19 protein-coding genes and 1 pseudogene are annotated in these 20,695 nt (G+C 65.9%); 10 read left to right on the top strand and 10 right to left on the bottom strand.

Features of this window, described 5'->3' with window-relative positions; all coding sequences use genetic code 11:
* Positions 1 to 110: 110 nt before the first annotated feature.
* Positions 111 to 803 (bottom strand): annotated as a pseudogene (locus RBR29_RS02130) (ABC transporter ATP-binding protein); the annotation flags it as partial.
* Positions 796 to 2,067, bottom strand: a complete 1,272-nt coding sequence (locus RBR29_RS02135; RefSeq protein WP_320346763.1) for a lipoprotein-releasing ABC transporter permease subunit — start codon at positions 2,065 to 2,067, stop codon at positions 796 to 798. The pseudogene RBR29_RS02130 and the gene RBR29_RS02135, both read right to left, overlap by 8 nt.
* On the opposite strand from RBR29_RS02135, the gene RBR29_RS02140 reads away from it, so the two are divergent.
* Positions 2,066 to 3,022, top strand: coding sequence for a hypothetical protein (locus RBR29_RS02140; RefSeq protein ID WP_320346765.1), 957 nt, complete (start codon positions 2,066 to 2,068; stop codon positions 3,020 to 3,022). The genes RBR29_RS02135 and RBR29_RS02140 overlap by 2 nt on opposite strands.
* Positions 3,007 to 4,707 (top strand): single-stranded-DNA-specific exonuclease RecJ, encoded by a 1,701-nt coding sequence (gene recJ, locus RBR29_RS02145; protein WP_320346767.1) that lies wholly within the window; start codon positions 3,007 to 3,009, stop codon positions 4,705 to 4,707. Before RBR29_RS02140 ends, recJ begins: the two co-directional genes overlap by 16 nt.
* Before the next feature lie 24 nt (positions 4,708 to 4,731).
* On the opposite strand, the gene RBR29_RS02150 is transcribed toward recJ, so the two are convergent.
* Together RBR29_RS02150 and RBR29_RS02155 are read right to left on the bottom strand one after the other, a co-directional pair.
* A complete protein-coding gene (locus RBR29_RS02150; RefSeq protein WP_320346769.1) occupies positions 4,732 to 5,658 on the bottom strand; it encodes a DMT family transporter in 927 nt (308 codons plus the stop codon).
* The gene (locus RBR29_RS02155; RefSeq protein ID WP_320346771.1) at positions 5,655 to 6,563 is read right to left on the bottom strand and encodes a DMT family transporter; all 909 of its coding nucleotides are present in this window, start codon (positions 6,561 to 6,563) and stop codon (positions 5,655 to 5,657) included. Before RBR29_RS02155 ends, RBR29_RS02150 begins: the two co-directional genes overlap by 4 nt.
* 334 nt (positions 6,564 to 6,897) lie before the next feature.
* Between RBR29_RS02155 and infA the strand changes: the two genes are divergently transcribed.
* A complete protein-coding gene (gene infA / locus RBR29_RS02160; protein ID WP_320346773.1) occupies positions 6,898 to 7,158 on the top strand; it encodes a translation initiation factor IF-1 in 261 nt (86 codons plus the stop codon).
* Between the two features lie 79 nt (positions 7,159 to 7,237).
* On the opposite strand, the gene RBR29_RS02165 is transcribed toward infA, so the two are convergent.
* The 4 genes from RBR29_RS02165 to RBR29_RS02180 form a co-directional block, all read right to left on the bottom strand.
* Positions 7,238 to 8,056: a transporter substrate-binding domain-containing protein gene (locus tag RBR29_RS02165; protein ID WP_320346775.1), complete on the bottom strand. Its 819-nt coding sequence runs from the start codon at positions 8,054 to 8,056 to the stop codon at positions 7,238 to 7,240.
* Positions 8,057 to 8,090: 34 nt separating this feature from the next.
* The gene (locus RBR29_RS02170) at positions 8,091 to 8,864 is read right to left on the bottom strand and encodes an ABC transporter permease subunit (protein ID WP_320346777.1); all 774 of its coding nucleotides are present in this window, start codon (positions 8,862 to 8,864) and stop codon (positions 8,091 to 8,093) included.
* 121 nt (positions 8,865 to 8,985) lie between these two features.
* A complete protein-coding gene (locus tag RBR29_RS02175) occupies positions 8,986 to 9,981 on the bottom strand; it encodes an ABC transporter substrate-binding protein (protein WP_320346779.1) in 996 nt (331 codons plus the stop codon).
* Positions 9,978 to 10,751 carry an ABC transporter ATP-binding protein gene (locus RBR29_RS02180; RefSeq protein WP_320346781.1) on the bottom strand — a complete coding sequence of 258 codons (774 nt, stop codon included), beginning with the start codon at positions 10,749 to 10,751 and terminating at the stop codon, positions 9,978 to 9,980. The genes RBR29_RS02175 and RBR29_RS02180 overlap by 4 nt, the downstream gene beginning before the upstream one ends.
* Positions 10,752 to 10,924: 173 nt before the next feature.
* On the opposite strand from RBR29_RS02180, the gene RBR29_RS02185 reads away from it, so the two are divergent.
* From RBR29_RS02185 to RBR29_RS02205, 5 genes are all read left to right on the top strand, one after another.
* Positions 10,925 to 11,395: a hypothetical protein gene (locus tag RBR29_RS02185; RefSeq protein ID WP_320346783.1), complete on the top strand. Its 471-nt coding sequence runs from the start codon at positions 10,925 to 10,927 to the stop codon at positions 11,393 to 11,395.
* 160 nt (positions 11,396 to 11,555) lie between these two features.
* Positions 11,556 to 12,560, top strand: coding sequence for a TRAP transporter substrate-binding protein (locus RBR29_RS02190; protein ID WP_320346785.1), 1,005 nt, complete (start codon positions 11,556 to 11,558; stop codon positions 12,558 to 12,560).
* A 159-nt stretch (positions 12,561 to 12,719) separates the two neighbouring features.
* Positions 12,720 to 13,262 carry a TRAP transporter small permease gene (locus RBR29_RS02195; protein WP_320346787.1) on the top strand — a complete coding sequence of 181 codons (543 nt, stop codon included), beginning with the start codon at positions 12,720 to 12,722 and terminating at the stop codon, positions 13,260 to 13,262.
* Positions 13,259 to 14,536: a TRAP transporter large permease gene (locus RBR29_RS02200; protein WP_320346789.1), complete on the top strand. Its 1,278-nt coding sequence runs from the start codon at positions 13,259 to 13,261 to the stop codon at positions 14,534 to 14,536. Before RBR29_RS02195 ends, RBR29_RS02200 begins: the two co-directional genes overlap by 4 nt.
* 110 nt (positions 14,537 to 14,646) lie before the next feature.
* A complete protein-coding gene (locus RBR29_RS02205; protein WP_320346791.1) occupies positions 14,647 to 16,287 on the top strand; it encodes a methyl-accepting chemotaxis protein in 1,641 nt (546 codons plus the stop codon).
* A gap of 31 nt (positions 16,288 to 16,318) precedes the next feature.
* Here RBR29_RS02205 and RBR29_RS02210 read toward each other — a convergent pair whose 3' ends face one another.
* Complete coding sequence (locus RBR29_RS02210; RefSeq protein WP_320346801.1) at positions 16,319 to 17,395, bottom strand: tellurite resistance/C4-dicarboxylate transporter family protein; 1,077 nt, start codon at positions 17,393 to 17,395, stop codon at positions 16,319 to 16,321.
* A gap of 216 nt (positions 17,396 to 17,611) precedes the next feature.
* Between RBR29_RS02210 and prfB the strand changes: the two genes are divergently transcribed.
* Positions 17,612 to 18,716, top strand: a protein-coding gene (gene prfB, locus RBR29_RS02215) for a peptide chain release factor 2 (protein WP_320346793.1) whose coding sequence is annotated in 2 segments (ribosomal slippage) — positions 17,612 to 17,692 and positions 17,694 to 18,716 — 1,104 coding nt in all. Because the reading frame shifts where the segments join, the coding sequence is not laid out codon by codon here.
* A gap of 16 nt (positions 18,717 to 18,732) precedes the next feature.
* Positions 18,733 to 20,247 (top strand): lysine--tRNA ligase, encoded by a 1,515-nt coding sequence (gene lysS, locus RBR29_RS02220; protein WP_320346795.1) that lies wholly within the window; start codon positions 18,733 to 18,735, stop codon positions 20,245 to 20,247.
* Positions 20,248 to 20,280: 33 nt separating this feature from the next.
* Here lysS and iscA read toward each other — a convergent pair whose 3' ends face one another.
* The gene (gene iscA / locus RBR29_RS02225; RefSeq protein ID WP_320346797.1) at positions 20,281 to 20,604 is read right to left on the bottom strand and encodes an iron-sulfur cluster assembly protein IscA; all 324 of its coding nucleotides are present in this window, start codon (positions 20,602 to 20,604) and stop codon (positions 20,281 to 20,283) included.
* Between the last annotated feature and the right edge of the window lie 91 nt (positions 20,605 to 20,695).

Consider the following 20,695-nt stretch of genomic DNA (forward strand, 5'->3'; position numbering starts at 1 on the left):
CCAGGCAGCCGAACGCCGCCCGCAGCCTATCCGGCCATGTTCACATCGCTGCGTGCAGGCATTCCGGATTCATCGGACAGGGCGCAGTCTGCGGGGTTTGCCCCGTGTACTTCTTCGTTCAGCACCCCTGCCTGCATGTGCAGGCGCCGGTGCGCCAGGGCGGCCAATGCCGGATCGTGGGTGACGATGACCAGGGCCGTGCCCAGGTCCCGGTTGATGCGGGCCAGCAATTCGAACATGGCCGCTGCCGTATGGCGGTCCAGGTTGCCGGTGGGTTCGTCGGCCAGCACGCAGGCCGGCTGGGTCACCAGCGCCCGCGCCAGGGCCACCCGCTGGCGTTCGCCGCCCGACAGCTGGCCGGGAAAATGCGCGGCCCGCGCGGACAGGCCGACCTGATCGAGCATCACGGCCGCCTGTTCCCGGGCCTGGGCGCGTGCGCAGCGGCGCACGATCAGGGGCATGGCCACATTGTCCAGTGCGGTGAATTCCGGCAGCAAGTGATGGAACTGATAGACAAAGCCCAGGGCCTGATTGCGCAAGCGGCTGCGGCGGCGCTCATCCAGCCCGGTCGCGGCCTGGCCGGCGATCCACAGCCGCCCGGCGTCCGGCTCGTCGAGCAGGCCCAGCACGTGCAGCAGCGTGCTCTTGCCCGAACCCGAAGCGCCGACCACGGCGACCATTTCATGGGGATGCACGGCCAGGCTGACGTCCCGCAGGACCTCGACCCGCCCGGCACCCTCGTCGTAGGTCTTGACCAGGCGCTCGGCACGCAGCACGGCATCGGTGGCAACGGGATCAGTCATGGCGCAGCACTCGGGCGGGTTGCAGGCGGGCCGCCCGCCAGCTGGGATACAACGTGGCCAGCAGGGACAGGACCAGGGACGTCCCGCCGATCACGGCGATGTCGCTCAGCTGGGGATTGGACGGCAGTTCGCTGATGAAATAGATCTGCTGGGGCAGAAACTGGATGCCCAGCAGATGCTCGATCCAGGGGACGATCACATCGATGTTGTAGGCCACCAGCGTGCCCAGCGCCACGCCCCCCAGCGTGCCCACCACGCCGATCAGGGCCCCCTGGATCAGGAAGATGTGCGCGATCTCGGCCGGCGTCGCCCCCAGGGTGCGCAGGATGGCGATGTCCGAACGCTTGTCCTTGACCGCCATCACCAGCGAGGACAACAGGTTGAAGGCCGCCACCGCCACGATCAGCGTCAGGATCAGGAACATCATGCGTTTTTCAGTCTGCACGGCGGCGAACCAGGTACGGTTGTTCTGGGTCCAGTCCATCGCCCGCACGCCCGCCGGCATCCGGCCCAGCAAGTCCTGCGCCACCTGGGGCGCGCGCTGCATGTCGGCAATGCGCAGGCGCACCCCGCTCACCCCGCTGTCGCGAAATACCCGGGCGGCGTCCTGCACATCGATGAACACCAGCGAGGCGTCATATTCGTAGTAACCAGAGGAAAAGATCCCCGACACGGTGAACTGGCGCATGCGCGGCGCAAAACCCGCCGGAGAAATCGATCCTTGGGGCGCCAGCAGCAGGACGGTATCACCGACCATCAAGCCCAGGGACTGGGCGATCTGGCTGCCCACCACCATGCGGAACGCCCCCGGCGCCAGACTGTCGAGCGAGCCCGATGCCATCTGGCCGGCCAGATCGGACACTTCCGGTTCGATCGCTGGATCGATGCCGCGCACCTGGACACCGCTCAGGCCCTGGCCGCGCGCCAGCATGCCCTGGGCCGCGACGAACGGCGCCGCGCCGCGGACGGCAGCGTCCTGGCGAGCGGCGTCCGCCAGGTCCTGCCAATGTTCCAGCACCTGCTCATGATCGGAACCCGGCACATACAGTTCGATGTGCGGCAGCACCGACAGCATGCGGTCGCGCACCTCGGTCTGGAAGCCGTTCATCACCGACAGGACGATGATCAGTGCCGCCACCCCCAGGCCGATGCCCGCCATGGAACTGGCCGCCACGAAGGACACGAAGCGATCGCCCCGGCGCCCACCCCGCCCGGCACGGGCCAGGCCCGCGTAGCGTGCTCCTATCCACCATTCATACGCCATGCGAATCGCCATCCTCGTCCGTTCGATATCCTACAATTCCGCCATGCACATCGTGATTCCCGGGGCTTTGCCCGAACCCGAGATGGCCGCCGAACTGGCGCCCCATCTGGCGCAACGCGCCCCTTCTCTGGCCCGCTGGCTGGGTGCCGGCACGCCCAGGACGACGGCCTGCCCGGCGGCAGACACCTGGTGCACGCCGCTGGAACACTGGCTGCTCCAGGCGCGCGGCTTTGCGCCGGCACAAGACGAGCATATTAGCGCAGGTCTGGGGCCGTTGCGCCTGCCCGGCGCGGACCACGAGCCCGTCTGGCTGGCAGAACTGATCCACATGGCGCCCTCGCGCGATGGCGCAACCCTGCTGCCGGCCGATACACTGGCCATCACCGCCGAACAATCCGCCGCCCTGATGGACGCCGCCCGCGAACTGATCGAAGACAGCGGCATCACGCTGACGCCGGACACCCCCGACACCTGGCGGGTGCGCTGGCCCGAACCCATCCGCCTGGACTGTGCCAGCCCGGCGCTGGTCGCCGTCAGCGCCGTCAACGACTGGTGGCCGCAGGACCCGGCTGCACGCCCCTGGCGACGCCTGGTCAATGGCCTGCAGATGGCCTGGCACGAACATCCGGTCAACCTGCAGCGCCAGCAAGACGGGCTGGCGCCGATCAACAGCCTGTGGCTGTACGGCGGCGCACGCCGCAACCAGCTGCGCCGCCCGCTGCCGGACGATCTGCGCATCGAAACCGCATTGCAGGCCCATGCCACCGCCCAGGACTGGGGCGGCTGGATCGAAGCACTGGCCGGCCTGGAACGACGCTGTTTCGCCCCGCTGGCCCACGCTGCGCCGACACTGGTGCTGACTGGCCGTGAACGCACGGTGGAACTGGACACGCGCGCCGGCTGGCTGCGGCGCCTGCGTCCCCTGGACTGGAGGCGCTGGTGGTGCGCCCGCTGATCCTGACGCGCCCGGCCGACCCGGATCGCGCCCGCGCGCTGGAGGCATCCGGCGTCCACCCCTTGCTCGCCCGCCTGTGGGCCGCCCGTGGGCTGGATCAGGCCGGGCCCACGGAATGGGCCGCCCTGATCCCGCCACGCCGGCTCGCGCATGTGGACCGGGCCGGCGCGCTGCTGGCCGATGCGATCCAGGCGGGCCAGCGGCTGCTGATCGTGGCCGACTACGACTGCGACGGCGCCACCGCCTGCGCCGTGGCCATGCGCGCCCTGCGCGAAATGGGCGCCCAGGTCGATTTCCTGGTTCCCAGCCGCGAAACCGGCTACGGCCTGTCCCCTGCCGTGGTCGAACAGGCCCGGCGCCATCCATCCGGCAAGCCGGATCTGCTGGTCACGGTGGACAACGGCATCTCCAGCATCGAAGGCGTTGCAGCGGCACGCGCCGCCGGCATCGACGTCATCGTCACCGACCACCACCTGCCTGGCCCGACACTGCCCGATGCTCTGGCCATCGTCAACCCGAACCAGGCGGGCTGCGGCTTTCCGTCCAAACACCTGGCCGGTGTCGGGGTGATCTTCTACGTCATGCTGGCCACACGCGCGGCCTTGCGCGCGCGCGGCGTCCTGCCGCCTCGCGGCGGCCCCAGGCTCGAAGCCTGCGCCGACCTGGTGGCCCTGGGCACCGTGGCCGATGTGGTGCGCCTGGACGCCAACAACCGGCTGCTGGTCAGCCAGGGGCTGCGGCGCATCCGCCAGGGCCGGATGCAGGCGGGGCTGGCGGCCCTGTTCGCAGTCGCAGGCCGCGACCCGGCCCGGGCCGGCACGGACGACCTGGGCTTCGCCCTGGGGCCGCGCATCAACGCCGCCGGCCGCATGGCCGACATGAGCCTGGGCATCCATTGCCTGCTGGAAGACGACCCCGCCCGCGCCCTGGAACTGGCGCACGCGCTGGACCAGATCAATCGCGAACGCCGCGAACGGGAAACCACCATGCGCGACGAGGCCCTGGCGCAGTTGGATGCGCAAGTCCAGACACGCGCCGCCAGCGTCTGCGTCTGGCAGCCCGGCTGGCATCCGGGCGTGATCGGCCTGGTCGCATCCCGCCTGAAGGAAACCTACTGGCGCCCCGCCCTGGCCTTTGCACCGGACGCGGGCGACACCCTGCGCGGCTCGGGCCGCTCGATCCCGGAAATCCACCTGCGCGACGCGCTGGATCTGGTCAACAAGCGCCTGCCGGGCGCCATCCTGCAATTCGGCGGCCATGCCATGGCGGCCGGCCTGACGCTGCGCACCGCCGCCTTCGACGATTTTTCGCAGCAGTTCGATGCAGCCGTGCGCACCCTGGGCGCGCGCGAATCCTTCGAGCCGCGCCTGGACACCGATGGCTCGCTGGAACCGGACTACCTGACCGTGGAAACCGCCGGCCTGCTGGCCGACCAGGTCTGGGGTTCAGGCTTTCCGCCCCCCTTGTTCCTGGACCGCTTCCGCGTCCTGCACCAGCGCCTGCTGAAAGGCCAGCACCTGAAACTGTTCCTGGAACGCGACGGCCGGCGTCTGGACGCCATCTGGTTCAACCATGGACAGCCCCTGCCCGACACGATCGAAGCAGTCTACCGGCTGGACTGCAATACCTGGGGCGGCCGCAGCAGTGTGCAGATCCTGATCGAGGACGCCAGAGAAGCCGCCTGAAGCCGGTCTCGCCCAGAGGCGCCCTCAGGCGAGGCGAGCCGGCTTCGCGGGCCAGGCGGCCAGCAGCAGCCCCAGCAGGGCCAGCGCAAACGCCAGGGTCTGCGCTGACCCAAAGGGCTCGCCCAGCATCCAGACACCGACACAGGCCGATCCGACCGGCAACATCACGGTGAACACGCCCGCGCGCGAGGCCGGCACCCGGCTCAGGCCCGTCATCCACAGCCAGATGGTCCAGCTCGACGCCAACCCGTAGAACACCAGCAGTCCCCACACCGCCCAGGACACCGCGCCAAAGTCGAACTGCCAGGCGGTCCAGGCGCCGGCCGGCAGCATCAGCGCAAACCCCCACAGATTCATCAGGGCGCTGATGCGCCGGGACGACAGTACCGTCGTCAAACGCTTGCCGATCACGGCATAGCAAGCCTCGCACAGCACGGCGCCGCACAACAGCGCATACCCCAGCCAGTGATCTCTGTGGCTGCCCGCCGATGCAATTTCACTGGATCCGGGCCCGGCCAGGGCCAGCAGGGCAATGCCGGAAATCGCGCAGGCAATCGCCGCCAGCACCCGCAGAGAAATCGTTTCGCGCAGCACCACCCAGCTGAGCACCGCAATCGCTGCCGGGATGGCCGACATGACGACCCCGGCCGCCACAGCGCCGCTGTAGCTGACCCCCAGTACCATGAAGACTGTGAACAGAAAGCTGCCGATGAAGGCTTCCAGGAACATCAGCAGATGCACGCGCCGGGTGAGCGGGGGTTCAGAGGACGGACGGCGCAGCCAGTGCAGCATCCCGGCCCCGCCAATGCCAAAACGCAGCCAGCCCAGCAGAAACACAGGAAACACGGCTGCCAGGGGTTTGCTCAGGGCCACGCAGGCGCCCACCACGAACATGCTGGCCGCCAGGCTGCCGTAGGACAGCAGCAGCCCCCTCTTGCCATCCGTGCTCATGAACGTGCTTGCCGCGACGACAGCACGATGCCGCCAATGATCAGGGCAAAGGCCAACGCATGGAACAGCTGCGGGGTCTCGCCCAGCAACCCCAGCGACAGCAAGGCGGCAATCAGCGGCGTCAGGTTATTGAAGAAACCCGCCAGGGTCGGACCCACGCGCTGCACGCCGGCCCCCCAGCAGCGAAAGGCAATGACCGCCGGACCGACGGCGACGAAGACCACGGTCAGCGCCAACGGCCAGCCCCACTCGATCCGCCAGTCCGTCAAGCCCCATTCCAGGGCAGCGAACAACCCCGACCAGGCCACACCGTAGATCACCTGCCCCAGCAGGAAGCCCGCCCAATGGGAGCGGACCGGCGCATCCGCTGGCACCTGGGTCAGCTGCCAGCTGTAGAACGCCCAGAGGATGGTGGCCAGCACCATCAACAGATCCCCGGCGACGAAACGCAATGCCAGCAACTGGCCCCAATCCCCTTGGGACAGGACGACGGCCACACCGGCCAGCGACAGCGCCGACCCCGCCACCTGGGACGGCCGGATCGGCACGCCATGAAACACCCGGCCCACGATCATCATCCAGACGGGCATGCTGGCCGCCACCAGGGTGACATTCACAGGGGTCGACGTATGCAGGGCCAGGTATTGCAGCGAGTTGTAAAGCCCCACTCCCAGCAGACCCAGCACGGCGTAGCGCCGCCATTCCCGCCAGACGGCGCTGCCGGCGCGCAGCACGCTGTGCCCCAGGGGCAGAAGCAATGCCAGCGCCAACGCCCAGCGCAGGAAATTCAGGGTCAGGGGGGGCACCATCTGGGCCACCGCCCGGCCAACGACGGCATTGCCTGCCCACAGCAGAGGCGGGATCAGCAGCAGGGCCGCCGTGCCGGGATTGAGTCGTTCGTTCATGCAGGCTCGAAAAACGGATACCAGCGGGAATTCTAACCGCATGACCGTGCACTTGAAGCGCGCCCCCGGGTCGGTCACGCCAGCGCGCGCCGCAGGACACAGCCTGCTTCTTGACATAACAAGCCTCAAGCATTATCATATAAGTGCTTGATAATCAGCGGTTTTCAATTCTGGCAGCTTTCATGCCAGTCCATGCGGGTTCCACCCCGCCATCCCTTCGGGGGCCTTCGCGTCCCTGCCCGGATTTTGATCGCCTCGCGACCCCGCCTGCATGCAAGGCCCGATAACGGCGCATGCCCGCTGACCCTTTGTCCCACTCACCGGAGCGCACCACATGGCCAAAGAAGAACTGCTCGAAATGCATGGATCCGTCACAGAAGTCCTGCCGGATTCCCGTTTCCGCGTGACCCTGGACAATGGGCATCCCGTGATCGCCTACACCGGCGGCAAAATGCGCAAACACCACATCCGGATCCTGGCAGGCGACCAGGTCACGCTGGAAATGTCGCCCTACGACCTGACCAAGGGCCGCATCACCTTCCGCCATCTGAACCGCAGCGCAGGCAGTTCATCCGCGCCGCGCCGCCGTCACTGAACACTGACGGCACGCCCCCGCTTGCCGGCCAGCATCGCCGGCCTGCCCCCTGCGGCATCCGCCCTTTCCCCTCAAAAACTCAATGGCAGTCCGGCACCGTCTGGTCCAGGTAGACCTCGAAGGCGATGTCGCCGGCCTGCTGGTGCGCCAATTGCCGCAAGCGCTCTGGCGCGGTCGCCTGGCGGATGGCTGCCTCGAGCGGCGCCGGCAAATCATCCCGCATCAGGCGTTTCAGGGTCTGTGACCGATAGGGCGCCAACTGCGCCGAAAATTTCCGCCATTCGGGAAACGCCAGCAGCTGTTTCATGAAATCCTCGTCCTGCACGGCCGCATCGCACTGGCCGATCCGCAGCGCCAGCAAGGCATCGGTTGCCGAAGCATAGATCTGTTCGATCGCGCCAAAGCGCGCCGATAGTTCACCAGACACGCGTCCGTCCGCACTCAGGCACACCGTCCGTCCGCTCAGATCGGACCAGGCATGGATGTCGGTATCGGTCCGCATGATCGCCATCGGGCTGGCCGACCAGGCCAGCCGCGCCACATGCACACCCGGAGGCAATGCGCTTGCATCGGACCATTCGCCTACCCAGGCATCCAGCGCGCCATCGGCGACCTGCTGCGCGGCCTGCGCGGCGGACACGGCCTGCAGGGGTGCGCCGCCCTGCCCCGCCTGTCCAGCCAGCACCTCGATGCGGGCCGGCGTGCGGACTTTGGCGCCCGGCGCCTGGGGCGCAGGCACATCGGCCACCCCCAATACCCATCCATCGCCTGCGGCATGCATGCCTACGCCTGCCGCAGACGCTGCCGCGCCAGGTCTGGAAACAGCCAAAGTCAAGGCTCCGGCCACGAACACGGCCAGCAGGCCGGACCGCAACGCAGAACACGAACGCGCTTTCATGGATTGTTCACGCCCCCTGGTCAAGCGCCGGCATTCACACATATTGGTAGCGCAGCACCTTGCGCTTGATGTTTTCCAGGCAGACCTGGTCGATCAGGGTGGCCAGGATGGCGATGGTCAGAATATTGGCCATCACGCCCACCATGTCTGCCGTTTCACCGGCATAGGCCAGTGAACGGCCCAGCCCCTGGCCGAACCCGATCAGCATCTCGGCCGAAATCAGCGCCCGCCAGGCATTGCCGAACGCCAGCTGGGCGCCCGTGATCAGTTCCGGCATGACGGCAGGCAGGTAGACGCGCCGCAGCATGTCCCAGGCAGTGGCCCCCATGACGCGGGCGGCCGACACATGGGTCTGTAACACGCTCTCGGTGGCATTCATGACCGACAGGGCGGCCGGGAAAAATGCCGCCAGCGCGATGACCACGATGATGGGCACGTTGCCGAACCCCATCAGGATCAGGAACAGCGGCACCCAGGCAATCGACGGGATCGACTGCAGAATGATGATGGCGGATTTCAGCACTTCCCGGAAAAAGACCAGCAGTCCCCCGGCCAGCCCAAAGCCGATGCCAAACAGCAGCGCAAACCCATAGCCCGCGCCCAGCCGTCCCATGCTGCCGGCCAGCGTGGCGCGGAATTCGGCAGTCTGCACATCAGACCACACGCGCGCGAGCACACTGGGCACACCTGGCATCAGGAAATCCGGCAGGGTCCAGGCGGCCATCTGCCAGAAGAGCAGGATGGCCGCAATGGCGATCAGCATGGCCAGCTTGCGCGCGGCCGGAGAAACACGTCGTTTTTTGCTCATGGATTACGGATAGGGCATGGCCGGGCTTGCACCCGGCCATCAGGATTTCAGCCGATTTACACACCGCAGTGCGCGTGAGCGGCCCGCAGACGGGGCGCCAATGATCGCACCCGGCCACGCATCACAGTTTGCGGGCCTGCTGCCAGCTCAGGTCGACGATGGCCTTGACCTCGTAGGGCTTGCCGTCCCGGGTCTTGAGCGAACCCTGGGCCTGCATGATGTCGGCCACTTCCTGCATGCGCGCCAGGTCCTGCGGCGTCAGCGCGGCGCTGAAGGTCTGGGTCTGGATCGCCTTGCTGATGACCTGCTCACGGGGCAGTTCGCCGTGCTCCCGCGTCTTCAGGGTCGGCTCGGCGATGAAATAGCCGGCAATCAGCCTGGCCGCCTCGTCGGGCTGCTGCTGCAACAGGTCGATGGCCTCGCGCTGGGCATCCAGAGATTTCCAGACCAGGTCTTTCTTGTGCTTCAGGGTATCGCCCGAAGTGATCGTCACCATGCAGGGGAAAGGCCAGACCTCGCCGATTTCGTAGATCTGCCTGACCGGCGCGATCAACTGGGCGATGCTGGCCTGGGGTTCGAACAGGAAAGCCGCATCCACCCGCTTGCCAACCAGGGATTGCACGGCAACCTGCGGGCTGACGCCCAGGATCGAGACGTCCTCGGGCGCCAATCCGGCGTCCTTCAGCACCACACCACGCAGCACCGTATCGGCCGTGCTGCCCTCTTTCTGCGAAGCCAGCGTATGGCCCTTCAGGCCAGCCACGTCCTGGATGCCCGAATCCTCGCGCACCACCAGGGCATGAAAACCACGCTGCGCACCGCCGACCACTTTCAGGTCCGCGCCGCGCGAAGACCAGGAAGCCGCATTGGTAAAGCCCAGCACGCCGGTGTCGAGCTGCCCGCCGACAATGGCCTTGATCAGGTCCGTCCCCGATTTGAATTCGACCAGCTGCACGTCCAGGCCCTGCTTTTCGTAGAACTTGCCTTCGTACGCCGCGATGGCCTGGGCATCATCCATGACCCGGATGTAGCCCACCTTGAAGGGTTCGGCGGCCTGCGCCTGGGATGCCAGCGACAGGGTGGCGAACAGAGCAATCAGAAAATGGCGGGGCTTCATGCGGCGAGTTCCTCGGAAATGGATGGGGACTGTTCTGTGTCATCGACAATGCCCAGCAGGCCCAGGATTTCCCGGCGCATGGTTGCAAAGCCGGACAGATCATGGGTTTTTGCGGTGTCTGTCAGATGGAATTCCTGCAACACGCGCGACGGGCGGGCGCTGAACACCAGGATGCGATCGGCCAGGAACAGCGCCTCGTCGACATCATGGGTCACCAGCAGCACTGTGGGCCGGGTTTCACGGATCAGGGTACGCAAGGCGTCCTGCAGGGTCATGCGAGTCAAGGCGTCCAGCGCCCCGAAGGGTTCATCGAGCAGCAGCACCTCGGGATGCGAGATGAAAGCCCTGGCCAGAGCACAGCGCTGGCGCATGCCGCCGGAGACCTGATGCGGAAAATAATCCTCGAAACCTTTGAGCTTGACCTTGTCGAGCCACAGCCGGGCCTGCCGCAAGGCTTCGGCCCGGCCGACCTTTTGCAATTCCAGGGCCATGGCCACGTTCTGGGCCAGCGTCAGCCAGGGATAAAGCGCATTTTCCTGGAACATCAACATGCGGCGGGGATCAGGCTTGCGCACCGGCTGGCCATCGGCCAGCACCTGGCCGGCCGATGGCTGTTCCAGGCCCGCCGCCATGTGCAGCAAAGTGGATTTGCCGCAGCCCGACGGGCCGACCAGCGCCACCAGTTCGCCTGGCGCGATGTCGCGCTCGAAACATTCGACCACCCTCAGGTCGCCGAAATGTTTTTGAACCTGCCGAAAGGAAAGATTCATATGCTGAAAAAGGAATCATCGTCTTGATGTTCCCTACTTTAACGATCCCGCTTAATGCGCAACAACGACAGATTAAGTATTTCAATATATGTTTTTGGAATATGTGAACGCGGGCTTGGCTGAAAGCCAGATCACAGCGCTACGATAAAGAACGCCGCCTTCCAGGAAACCCCATGCCCATCCCGCCTCCTCAGGACCCCGTGGCCCGGCTGCTGGCCGTCCACACAGAAACCCGGCGGCAGCTGCAGGCAGCTGCCGCCTGCGGCATTGCGGCTCCGGCCACTTTCACGGCCTGGATCGACGGCGCAGCCCGCACGGCGCACGATATCCTCGAACAACAGCTGTTTCCCGCGCTGATCGAATCCATGGCGGGCTCGGACGCGGTCTGCCTCAAGGGGATGACCTGTGGCCTGGCCCGGGACCGGGCCGATCTGGACCGGCGCTGGCGCCAGACGATCCGCCCTGCCCTGGTCGGGCCCATGACGCTGACCGACCGGGACGCCCTCGCCGCCTGGGCCAAGGATTCCCTGGACTGGCTGGCGCGGGCCGACGAAGAACTGCTGCCCATGGCGGCCCGCTTGCTGGACGATGCCGCCCTGGACGCACTGGCCACGGCCTGCGCACGGCTCGACGGCTGCCCCTGAGACCTGCGGCATGCGATTGAAGTAGTGGTTTTTCCGCGTCGACGTGGCCCCGGGTTCCTGCCTATACTCCGCACGATCATCTATCTATTCAGCTTACATACTCTCAGACGAACGCCATGGCATCCCCTGCATGGCGAGCCCACATCCGGAGACCTCCCCAATGAAATTTTCGACCTCTCGTCTTGCCGCCGCCATCGGCCTGTCCCTGAGCCTGGGCCTGGCGGCCGCCACAGCCTCCGCAGCCCCCATCGTCGTCAAATTCAGCCACGTCGTGGCCGAAAACACCCCCAAGGGCCAGGGCGCGCTGAAATTCAAGGAACTGGCCGAAGCCGCGCTGCCGGGCAAGGTCGAAGTCCAGGTGTTTTCCAATTCCCAGCTCTTTGGCGACGGCAAGGAAATGGAAGCCCTGCTGCTGGGCGATGTGCAGATCATCGCCCCGTCGCTGGCGAAATTCGATCGCTACACCAAGAAGATCCAGATCTTTGACCTGCCGTTCATGTTCGATGACATGGATGCGCTGGACCGCTTCCAGGCCAGCCCCAAGGGCCAGGAACTGCTGGATTCGATGAAATCCAAGGGCATCAAGGGCCTGGCCTACTGGCACAACGGGCTGAAACAGCTGTCCACCAACAAGGACAAGCTCACCCGCCCCGAAGACGTCAAGGGTCTGAAATTCCGCATCCAGTCCTCCGACGTGCTCGAAGCCCAGTTCCGCCAGCTGGGCGCCAATCCCCAGAAACTCGCCTTCTCCGAGGTCTACCAGGCCCTGCAGACCGGGGTGGTCGACGGGGCCGAAAACCCCTGGTCCAACATCTATTCGCAGAAATTCCACGAAGTCCAGAAGACCATCGCGGTCACCAACCACGGCGCACTGGACTACATGGTGATCACCAACGCCGGCTGGTGGGACGGCCTGCCCGAGGACGTGCGCACCGGCCTGCAGAAAGCCATGGCGGGCGCCACGGAACACGCCAACAAACTGGCCGCCGAAATCAATGACCGCGACCGCCAGCGCATCGCCGAGGCCGGCAAGGCCAAGATCCAGACGCTGACCAAGGAAGACATCGCCGCCTGGCGCGCCGCCCTGAAGCCGGTCTGGGACAAATTCGAAGGCCAGATCGGCAAGGACATCATCGACGCCGCCGTCGCCTCGAACCAGCAATAAGGCACGGGACGATCCCAATGCCCAATCACGGCCGCTGCACAGCGGCCGTTTCACGTCCACTTTGCAGCCTGCAGGCCGCTTCGATTCAACAGGCATGCAATGGCCCTCCGCAGGATTCATTGCATGCCCGGACGCCCCCCCTGGACCGGAGACCCTTCCATGTTGAAAAAATGGCTGGAACACATCGAGGAAGGCCTGATCGCCTTTCTCCTGGCCGCAATGACCGTGGTGACCTTTGCCCAGGTCGTGGCCCGCTACGTCTTCAACTACAGCTTCGTCTGGGCGCTGGAGCTGACCATGTTTTTCTTCGGCGCCCTGATCTTCCTGGGTATTTCCTACGGCGTGCGCGTGGGCGCGCACATCGGCGTCGATGCCCTGGTGCGCGTGCTGCCGGCGCGCCCGGCCCATGCGCTGGCCATCGCCAGCACCCTGCTGTGCATCCTGTACGCCGCCATCGTCGTCTACGGCGCCTGGATCTATGTCGACAAGATCTACACCATCGGCATCCTGGCCCAGGACCTGCCCATCCCGCAATGGGTGCCGCGCATCGTGCTGCCCCTGGGCTATGCGCTGCTGATCTGGCGCCTGGGCGAGGTCCTGTGGAACCAGTTGCGCGGCGGCCATGCCTCGCTGCTGGGCGACGAAGTGGCCGATGCCATGAAATACCGCAGCGATGACGATTCCAAGGGAGACGCCGCATGACCACCACCGCGCTGTTCCTCCTGCTGTTTGTCTTCATGTTCATGGGCATGCCCGTGGCCGTGGCCCTGGGCCTGTCCTCGCTGCTGACCATCCTGGCCTTCGGCCATGATTCGCTGGCCTCGCTCTCGCTCAAGCTCTACGAGACTTCCGAGCACTTCACCCTGATGGCGATTCCGTTTTTCGTGCTGGCCGGCGCTTTCATGACCACCGGCGGCGTGGCCAAGCGCATGATCCGCTTTGCCACGGCCACGGTCGGCCACCTGCACGGCGGCCTGGCCATCGCCTCGGTGATGGCCTGCGTGCTGTTTGCCGCCGTCTCGGGGTCCTCGCCGGCCACCGTGGTGGCCGTGGGCTCGATCGTGATCGCCGGCATGGTGCGCGCCGGCTATTCGCAGTCCTTTGCCGCCGGCGTGGTCTGCAACGCCGGCACCCTGGGCATCCTGATCCCACCGTCCATCGTCCTGGTGGTCTACGGCGCGGTCACCGAAACGTCCGTGGGCGCGCTGTTCATGGCCGGCGTCGTGCCCGGGCTGCTGCTGGGCCTGGTGCTGATGGTGGCCATCTACATCATCGCGCGCGTGCGCAACATGCCCTGCCAGCCGCGCGCCAGCGCCGGCGAGGTCCTGCGGGCCGGCCGCGATTCGATCTGGGGGCTGCTGCTGATCATCATCATCCTGGGCGGCATCTACGGCGGGGTCTTCACTCCGACCGAAGCGGCCGCCGTGGCGGCGGTCTACGCGTTCATCATCGCGGTGTTCGTGTACCGCGACATCGGCATGCGCCAGGTGCCCGAAGTCCTGATCGATGCGGCCAAGGTGACCATCATGCTGATGTTCATCATCGCCAATGCGCTGCTGTTCGCCCACGTGCTGACCACCGAGCGCATCCCCCAGGCCATCGCCGAACAGATCATCGCCTGGGACATGAGCACCTGGCAGTTCCTGATCGTGGTCAACATCCTGCTGCTGGTGGCCGGCGCTTTCATGGAACCGACCGGCATCATCCTGATCCTGGCCCCGATCCTGTTTCCCATCGCCACACAGATGGGCATCGATCCGGTGCACCTGGGCATCCTCATGGTGGTCAACCTGGAAATCGGCATGGTCACCCCGCCCGTCGGGCTGAACCTGTTCGTGACCGCAGGCATCACCAAGATGTCCATCGGGCAGGTCGTGCGCGCCGCATTCCCCTGGCTGCTCCTGCTGCTGACCTATCTGGTCTTCATCACCTACGTGCCCGCCGTCAGCCTCTGGCTGCCCAAGCTGCTTGGGTAGATATCCCGCCGCTGCGGCGACAGACACACAGCTGTCACATGGGGCCGCCATAATCCCTGCGCCAGCCCGGGCCGCCAGGCCCGGGCGCTCAGATCAGAGGGATTGTCCGCATGCGGATCGTGCTCACACTCAAGACCCGTTTCATCTTGTTCATGACCGTGCTGGCGCTGTGCGCCGGTCTGGTCATGGGCTCCGTCGCCCATTTGCAGCGCACGACCGACACCCTGCGCGACGCGCAGGCCGCCCGCTACCAGACCAGCCAGCTGGCCGGCTGGTACCAGGCTCAGGCGGCAGCCCTGTCCCGGGATGCCGCCGCCTTCGTCGCCAGCGAACAGCCGGAATTCGAACAGCGCCACCAGGACCACCTGGCCATTCTGGAAGGCCGCGCACCGGACGCCCGGGGCATCCAGGCCGATGCCCGCGCCCGTTTTCGTCAGGCAGGGCTCGATGAGGACGAACTGGCCCTGTTCGAGGATGCCCATGCGCGTCTGCAGGCCCTGGTCGCGACCCAGCGTGAAGCCATTGGCACGGCCAAGGGCGAATTGGATGACGGCCAGGGCGGCGTGCGCATCGCCCTGCCCAACGCGCTGCTGGCCAAGGCGCTGATTTTCAGCCAGCAATACACCCAGGCCGAAGCCGCCATCACCGCCCTGATCGATGCATTCGACAGCCGTCAGGCGCTGCGCCTGGAACACCGGGTGGAACAAGCCGCCGCCGATGGCGCCATGGCTGGCCGCATCGCCATCGGCGCAGTGCTGGCGCTGCTGCTGTGCGGCATGCTGGCCCTGCGCAGCCTGTATCGCTCGGTCAAGCGCCCGCTGGATCGAAGCGTGTTGCTGGCAGGCCACCTGGCTGCCGGCGACCTGTCCATCCCCATCGAAAGCACCGGCCGCGATGAGATGGGGCACCTGATGCACGCCCTGGAAGGAATCCGCCAGGGGCTGAACCGCACGCTTTGCCGGGTCGCGGACCATTTCGCGCACGTCAACGCCAGCGTGGACATCCTGTCATCCGGCCAGGCGGAGGTGCTGGGCGACAGTCACGACCAATGCGCCATGGCGGCACAGATGTCCTCGGCCCTGGAAGGACTGGACGATACCGTCCGCCTGAACCATGACCGGGCAATCGAAGCGTGCCGCCTGAGCGAACAAAGCGACCGCGAGACCCGCGCCGGCGCCCACAGCGTCGCACGGCTGGCCCAGGCCATGGACAATATCGCGCAAGGCGGCCTGCGCGTCGAGGACGCCGCACGCCAGATCGCTGACCTGGCATTCCAGACCAATATCCTCGCCCTGAACGCCGCCGTCGAGGCCGCGCACGCAGGCACCCATGGGCGCGGCTTCGCCATCGTTGCCACCGAAGTCCGGGCCCTGGCCCAGCGCTGTGACCAGACTGCCGGACTGATCCAGTCCACGATCGAAGCCGCGATCCGCGACAGCCGCCAGGGGGCCGAACTGGCCGTCGAGGCACGCGAATCCATGGACCGCGCGGTCCAGGCCACTGGCCGCAGCCGCCAAATCATGGACGAAGTCGCCGCCGCCACCGAATCCCAGGCCCAGGCCATTCACGAAACCGCGCAGGCCGCCCGCCGCCTGGAGGCAATCGGCGCGCGCGGCGCCCGGCAGGCCCAGGCCGCATCGAAAGTGGTCGCCGAACAACGATCCCGAGTCACGGACCTGAGCCGGACACTGACGCAATTCCGGCTGGAACCGGCAAGCACCCTGGCCGACCCACCCCGGCTGGCCGCCTGAAGCCAGCGACGTGCAGCCGCCTCAGGCCGGATCAAGCGCGTGCCGGGGTGCGCAGGATCCGCACAATCCGGCGGGCCATCCCGGCAAATGTCAGCCCCCAGGCCAACAGCGCAACGTACAGGAACCCCTGGGGCAGCGCAGCGAGAAAGCCGAATCCCATGGCATGATCCATCTGCCAGGTGCAGGCGGCATACATGCCCAGCGGAAAAACCGCCCCCCAGTACAGGGGATCGTACTGGAACGGAAAACGCTGGAATACATAGCGCCAGATCCCCAGCAACAGCAACATGGGGATCCACCAGGTCCCGGTGGCCCAGTAAAACACCGTGAACCCCTTCAGGAAGGGCAACAGCGACACCAGATACGGCGCCTGCGGCGCGTTCAGGATCAGCAGCGAGCCCGCCAGGGTGGAAATCGCCATGGCGCCCATATTGATCCAGTAGGGTGGCGCCAGGTCGCCGGGCGAAAAACGGAAGAACACATAGCGGTAGAAGATCAGCGACATCATCCAGATGTACAGCATCCCGCCCCAGAGCCACATCGACAGCGCCATCAAGTTCAATTCCAGCCGGAACGGCTGGCCGATGCGGGCGGCCAGCAACGCGCTGGACACCGCCAGTGACTGGGTCGCCACCACAGCCAGCAGCCAGGCGCCGCTGATCCCCTGGTCCAGCGTGGGTTTGTCCCGCTTGACGGTGAAGGCGGTGAAAATGGTGTAGGTCAGCGCAAACCACAGTGCTGCCGCCACCGCCCACAGGACGAAACCGACCCGGACACTGTCGGTCTGCACGATGAACTGGCTTGCCAGAATTCCGGTGCCTGCCACGGTGGTGAAATAGCCCGGCCCCTTGAGGTGATCGACCATGTCGCCAAAAAAACGGCGCGGATGGCGGCATGCACGCAACACGTACAGTACGCACAGCACCCCGTATTGCGCCACGTTCAACAGGAACAGCAGCCGCGCCACCCATGGCAAGCCCATCATCCCCGCCCCCAGCGAGACGATCCCGGTCGCCATCACCAGGCCGAAATAGGCGGGCGACAGATCCGCCAGAAAGGCGCGCCTGCCTGCCGGCGGCATCCCGCCCGTCGGGCGCAGCGCAGCCATCGCCACCGGCGCCGGGACCCGGCGTCCGTCATCCACAGCAGCCTCATCCATGCTTGTCCTCCTTCATGCGCTCGCGGATCCATGCCCATCCGCGTGGTCGCGTTAAAATACCTGATTATCCTCAAAATCCGGCCCGGATGGCCCCCGGAATGCGTACGCCGAACATGGTGGCGCGCCATCCGCCGCGCCGGGCAGACACCGATACAGGACGCACCCATGGAAGCCGAACGCCAGAACCAGATCATTGCCCGCATCGAAGACTACACCGAGCGCCAGGAACTGCTCCGGAGGTATCTTTGACTACGATGTCAAAGCCGAACGCCTGCTCGTCGTCAACGCCGAACTGGAAAACCCGGACGTCTGGAACGATCCGCAACATGCCCAGGAACTGGGGCGCGAAAAAAAATCCCTGGAAACCGTCGTCGGAACCCTGTCCGACCTGGAACGCGGCCTGAACGACGCCCGCGACCTGTTCGAACTGGCCAGCGCCGATGACGACGATGCCACCCTGAACGCCATCGAACAGGAATGCATCGCCCTGGGCGAACGCCTGGAAGCGCTCGAATTCCGCCGCATGTTCGACAACCCGGCCGACCCCCTGAACTGCTTCGTCGACATCCAGGCCGGCGCGGGCGGCACCGAGGCCCAGGACTGGGCCTCCATGCTGCTGCGCCAGTATCTGCACTATGGCGAACGCAAGGACTTCAAGGCCGAAATCCTCGAAGAATCCGAAGGCGAAGTCGCCGGCATCAAATCAGCCACCATCAAATTCGAAGGCGAATACGCCTACGGCCTGCTGCGCACCGAAACCGGCGTACACCGCCTGGTGCGCAAAAGCCCCTTCGACTCCTCGAACGGGCGGCATACCTCCTTTGCCAGCGTATTCGTCTACCCGGAAATCGACGATTCTTTCGAAATCGACATCAACCCGGCAGACCTGCGTATCGACACCTACCGCGCCAGCGGCGCCGGCGGCCAGCACATCAACAAGACCGACTCGGCCGTGCGCATCACGCACCAGCCGACCGGCATCGTCGTGCAGTGCCAGAACGACCGATCCCAGCACCGCAACCGCGCCGAAGCCATGCAGATGCTGAAATCACGCCTCTACGAACTGGAAATGCGCAAGCGCCTGGCCGAGCAGCAAAAACTGGAAGACGCCAAGAGCGATGTGGGCTGGGGCCATCAGATCCGCTCCTACGTCCTGGACCAGAGCCGCATCAAGGACCTGCGCACCGGCGTGGAAATTTCCAACACCCAAAAGGTCCTGGACGGCGACCTGGACCCCTTCATCACGGCCAGCCTCAAGCAAGGCGTCTGACTCCCATCACCAAGACATGACTTCGACCGACACCCAAGTACCCGACGAGAACCGCCTGATCGCCGAGCGCCGCGCCAAACTCGATGCGCTGCGCCAGGCGGGCCCCGCCTACCCCAACGACTTCCGCCCCGATGCCCATGCCGCCGACCTACACAGCGAATGCGGCGCACTGGACGAGGATGCGCTGCAGGCCCTGGGCCGGCGTGCCCGCGTGGCCGGGCGCATGATGCTCAAGCGCATCATGGGCAAGGCCAGTTTCGCGACCTTGCAGGACGCCACGGGCCGCCTGCAGCTGTACCTGGACCGGAGCGTACTGGGCGACGAAGCCTACGCCGCCTTCAAGTCCTGGGATATCGGCGACATCGTCGGCGCCGAGGGCGAGGTGTTCAAGACGCGCAAGGGCGAACTGTCGCTGCGCGTGCAGTCCTTGCGCCTGCTGTCGAAATCCCTGCGCCCCCTGCCCGACAAATTCCACGGCCTCGCCGACCAGGAACTGCGCTACCGCCAGCGCTATGTGGACCTGATCATGACCGAGGCCACGCGCGAGACGTTCCTGACCCGCAGCCGCATCATCACCGCAATCCGTCAGTTGATGTCGGCAGCCGGCTTCCTCGAAGTCGAAACCCCGATGCTGCATCCCATTCCCGGCGGCGCGGCGGCCAAACCCTTCATCACCCACCACAATGCGCTGGACATGGACATGTACCTGCGCATCGCGCCGGAACTGTATCTGAAGCGCCTGATCGTGGGCGGCTTCGAGCGGGTTTTCGAAATCAACCGCAATTTCCGCAACGAGGGCGTCAGCCCGCGCCACAACCCGGAATTCACGATGATGGAATTCTATGCGGCGTATACGGATTACCGCTGGCTGATGGACTACACCGAAACCCTGATCCGCGAGACCGCGCGGCAGGTGTGCGGCACCACCCGCCTGGACTATCAGGGTCAGCCCCTGGATCTGGAACGGCCCTTTGATCGGCTGACCATCGTCGAGGCCATTCTGAAACACGCCCCGGACTACACCTCTGCCCAGTTGCAGGACACGAGCTGGCTGCGCGGCGAACTGCGCCGCCTGGGGGCGGACGTGGACGGCCCGGTCCTGGCCCACGCCGGGCTGGGCGCGCTGCAATTGGCGCTGTTCGAGGAAACCGCCGAAGCCAGGCTCTGGCACCCCACTTTCATCATCGACTATCCCGTGGAAGTATCCCCGCTGGCGCGGGCTTCCGACACCCAGGCCGACATCACGGAACGCTTCGAACTGTTCGCCTGCGGGCGCGAGATCGCCAACGGTTTTTCCGAGCTCAACGACCCCGAGGACCAGGCCGCGCGCTTCCAGGCCCAGGTGGCCGCCAAGGACGCCGGCGACGAGGAAGCCATGTACTACGACGCGGACTACGTGCGCGCCCTGGAATACGGCATGCCCCCCACGGGGGGGTGCGGCATCGGCATCGACCGCCTGGTCATGATGCTGACCGACAGCCCCAATATCCGCGACGTGATCCTGTTCCCGCACCTGCGGCGCGAGGACTGAATCCCCCCAAAAAAGGCCCGCTTGCCGCCCGCTTCAGACGGTAAACGATTCTCCGCAGCCGCAAGCGGCCTTTTCGTTGGGGTTGTTGAAGCGAAAGCCTTCGTTCAGGCCCTCGCGGGCATAGTCCAGTTCCATGCCCTGCAGATAGGGCAGGCTGTCGGGCGCCACATAGACGCGGGCGCCGAATTGTTCGAAAAGCTGGTCGTCGGCGGCAGGGTCATCCACGTATTCCAGGTGATAGGACAGGCCCGAACAACCCGAAGGCTTGACCCCCAGGCGCAGGCCCAGGCCCTTGCCGCGTTTTTCCAGATGGCGCTGGATGTGTTCAGCAGCCCGTTGTGTCAGCGTGATTCCCATGATGTGCCTCAGGAACGGTGTTTATCAGTGTAATCGGCCACAGCCGCACGGATGGCATCCTGGGCCAGCAGCGCGCAATGCAGTTTATCGG

It is taken from the genome of Castellaniella sp. (assembly GCF_034007085.1).
GTDB lineage: Bacteria > Pseudomonadota > Gammaproteobacteria > Burkholderiales > Burkholderiaceae_B > Castellaniella.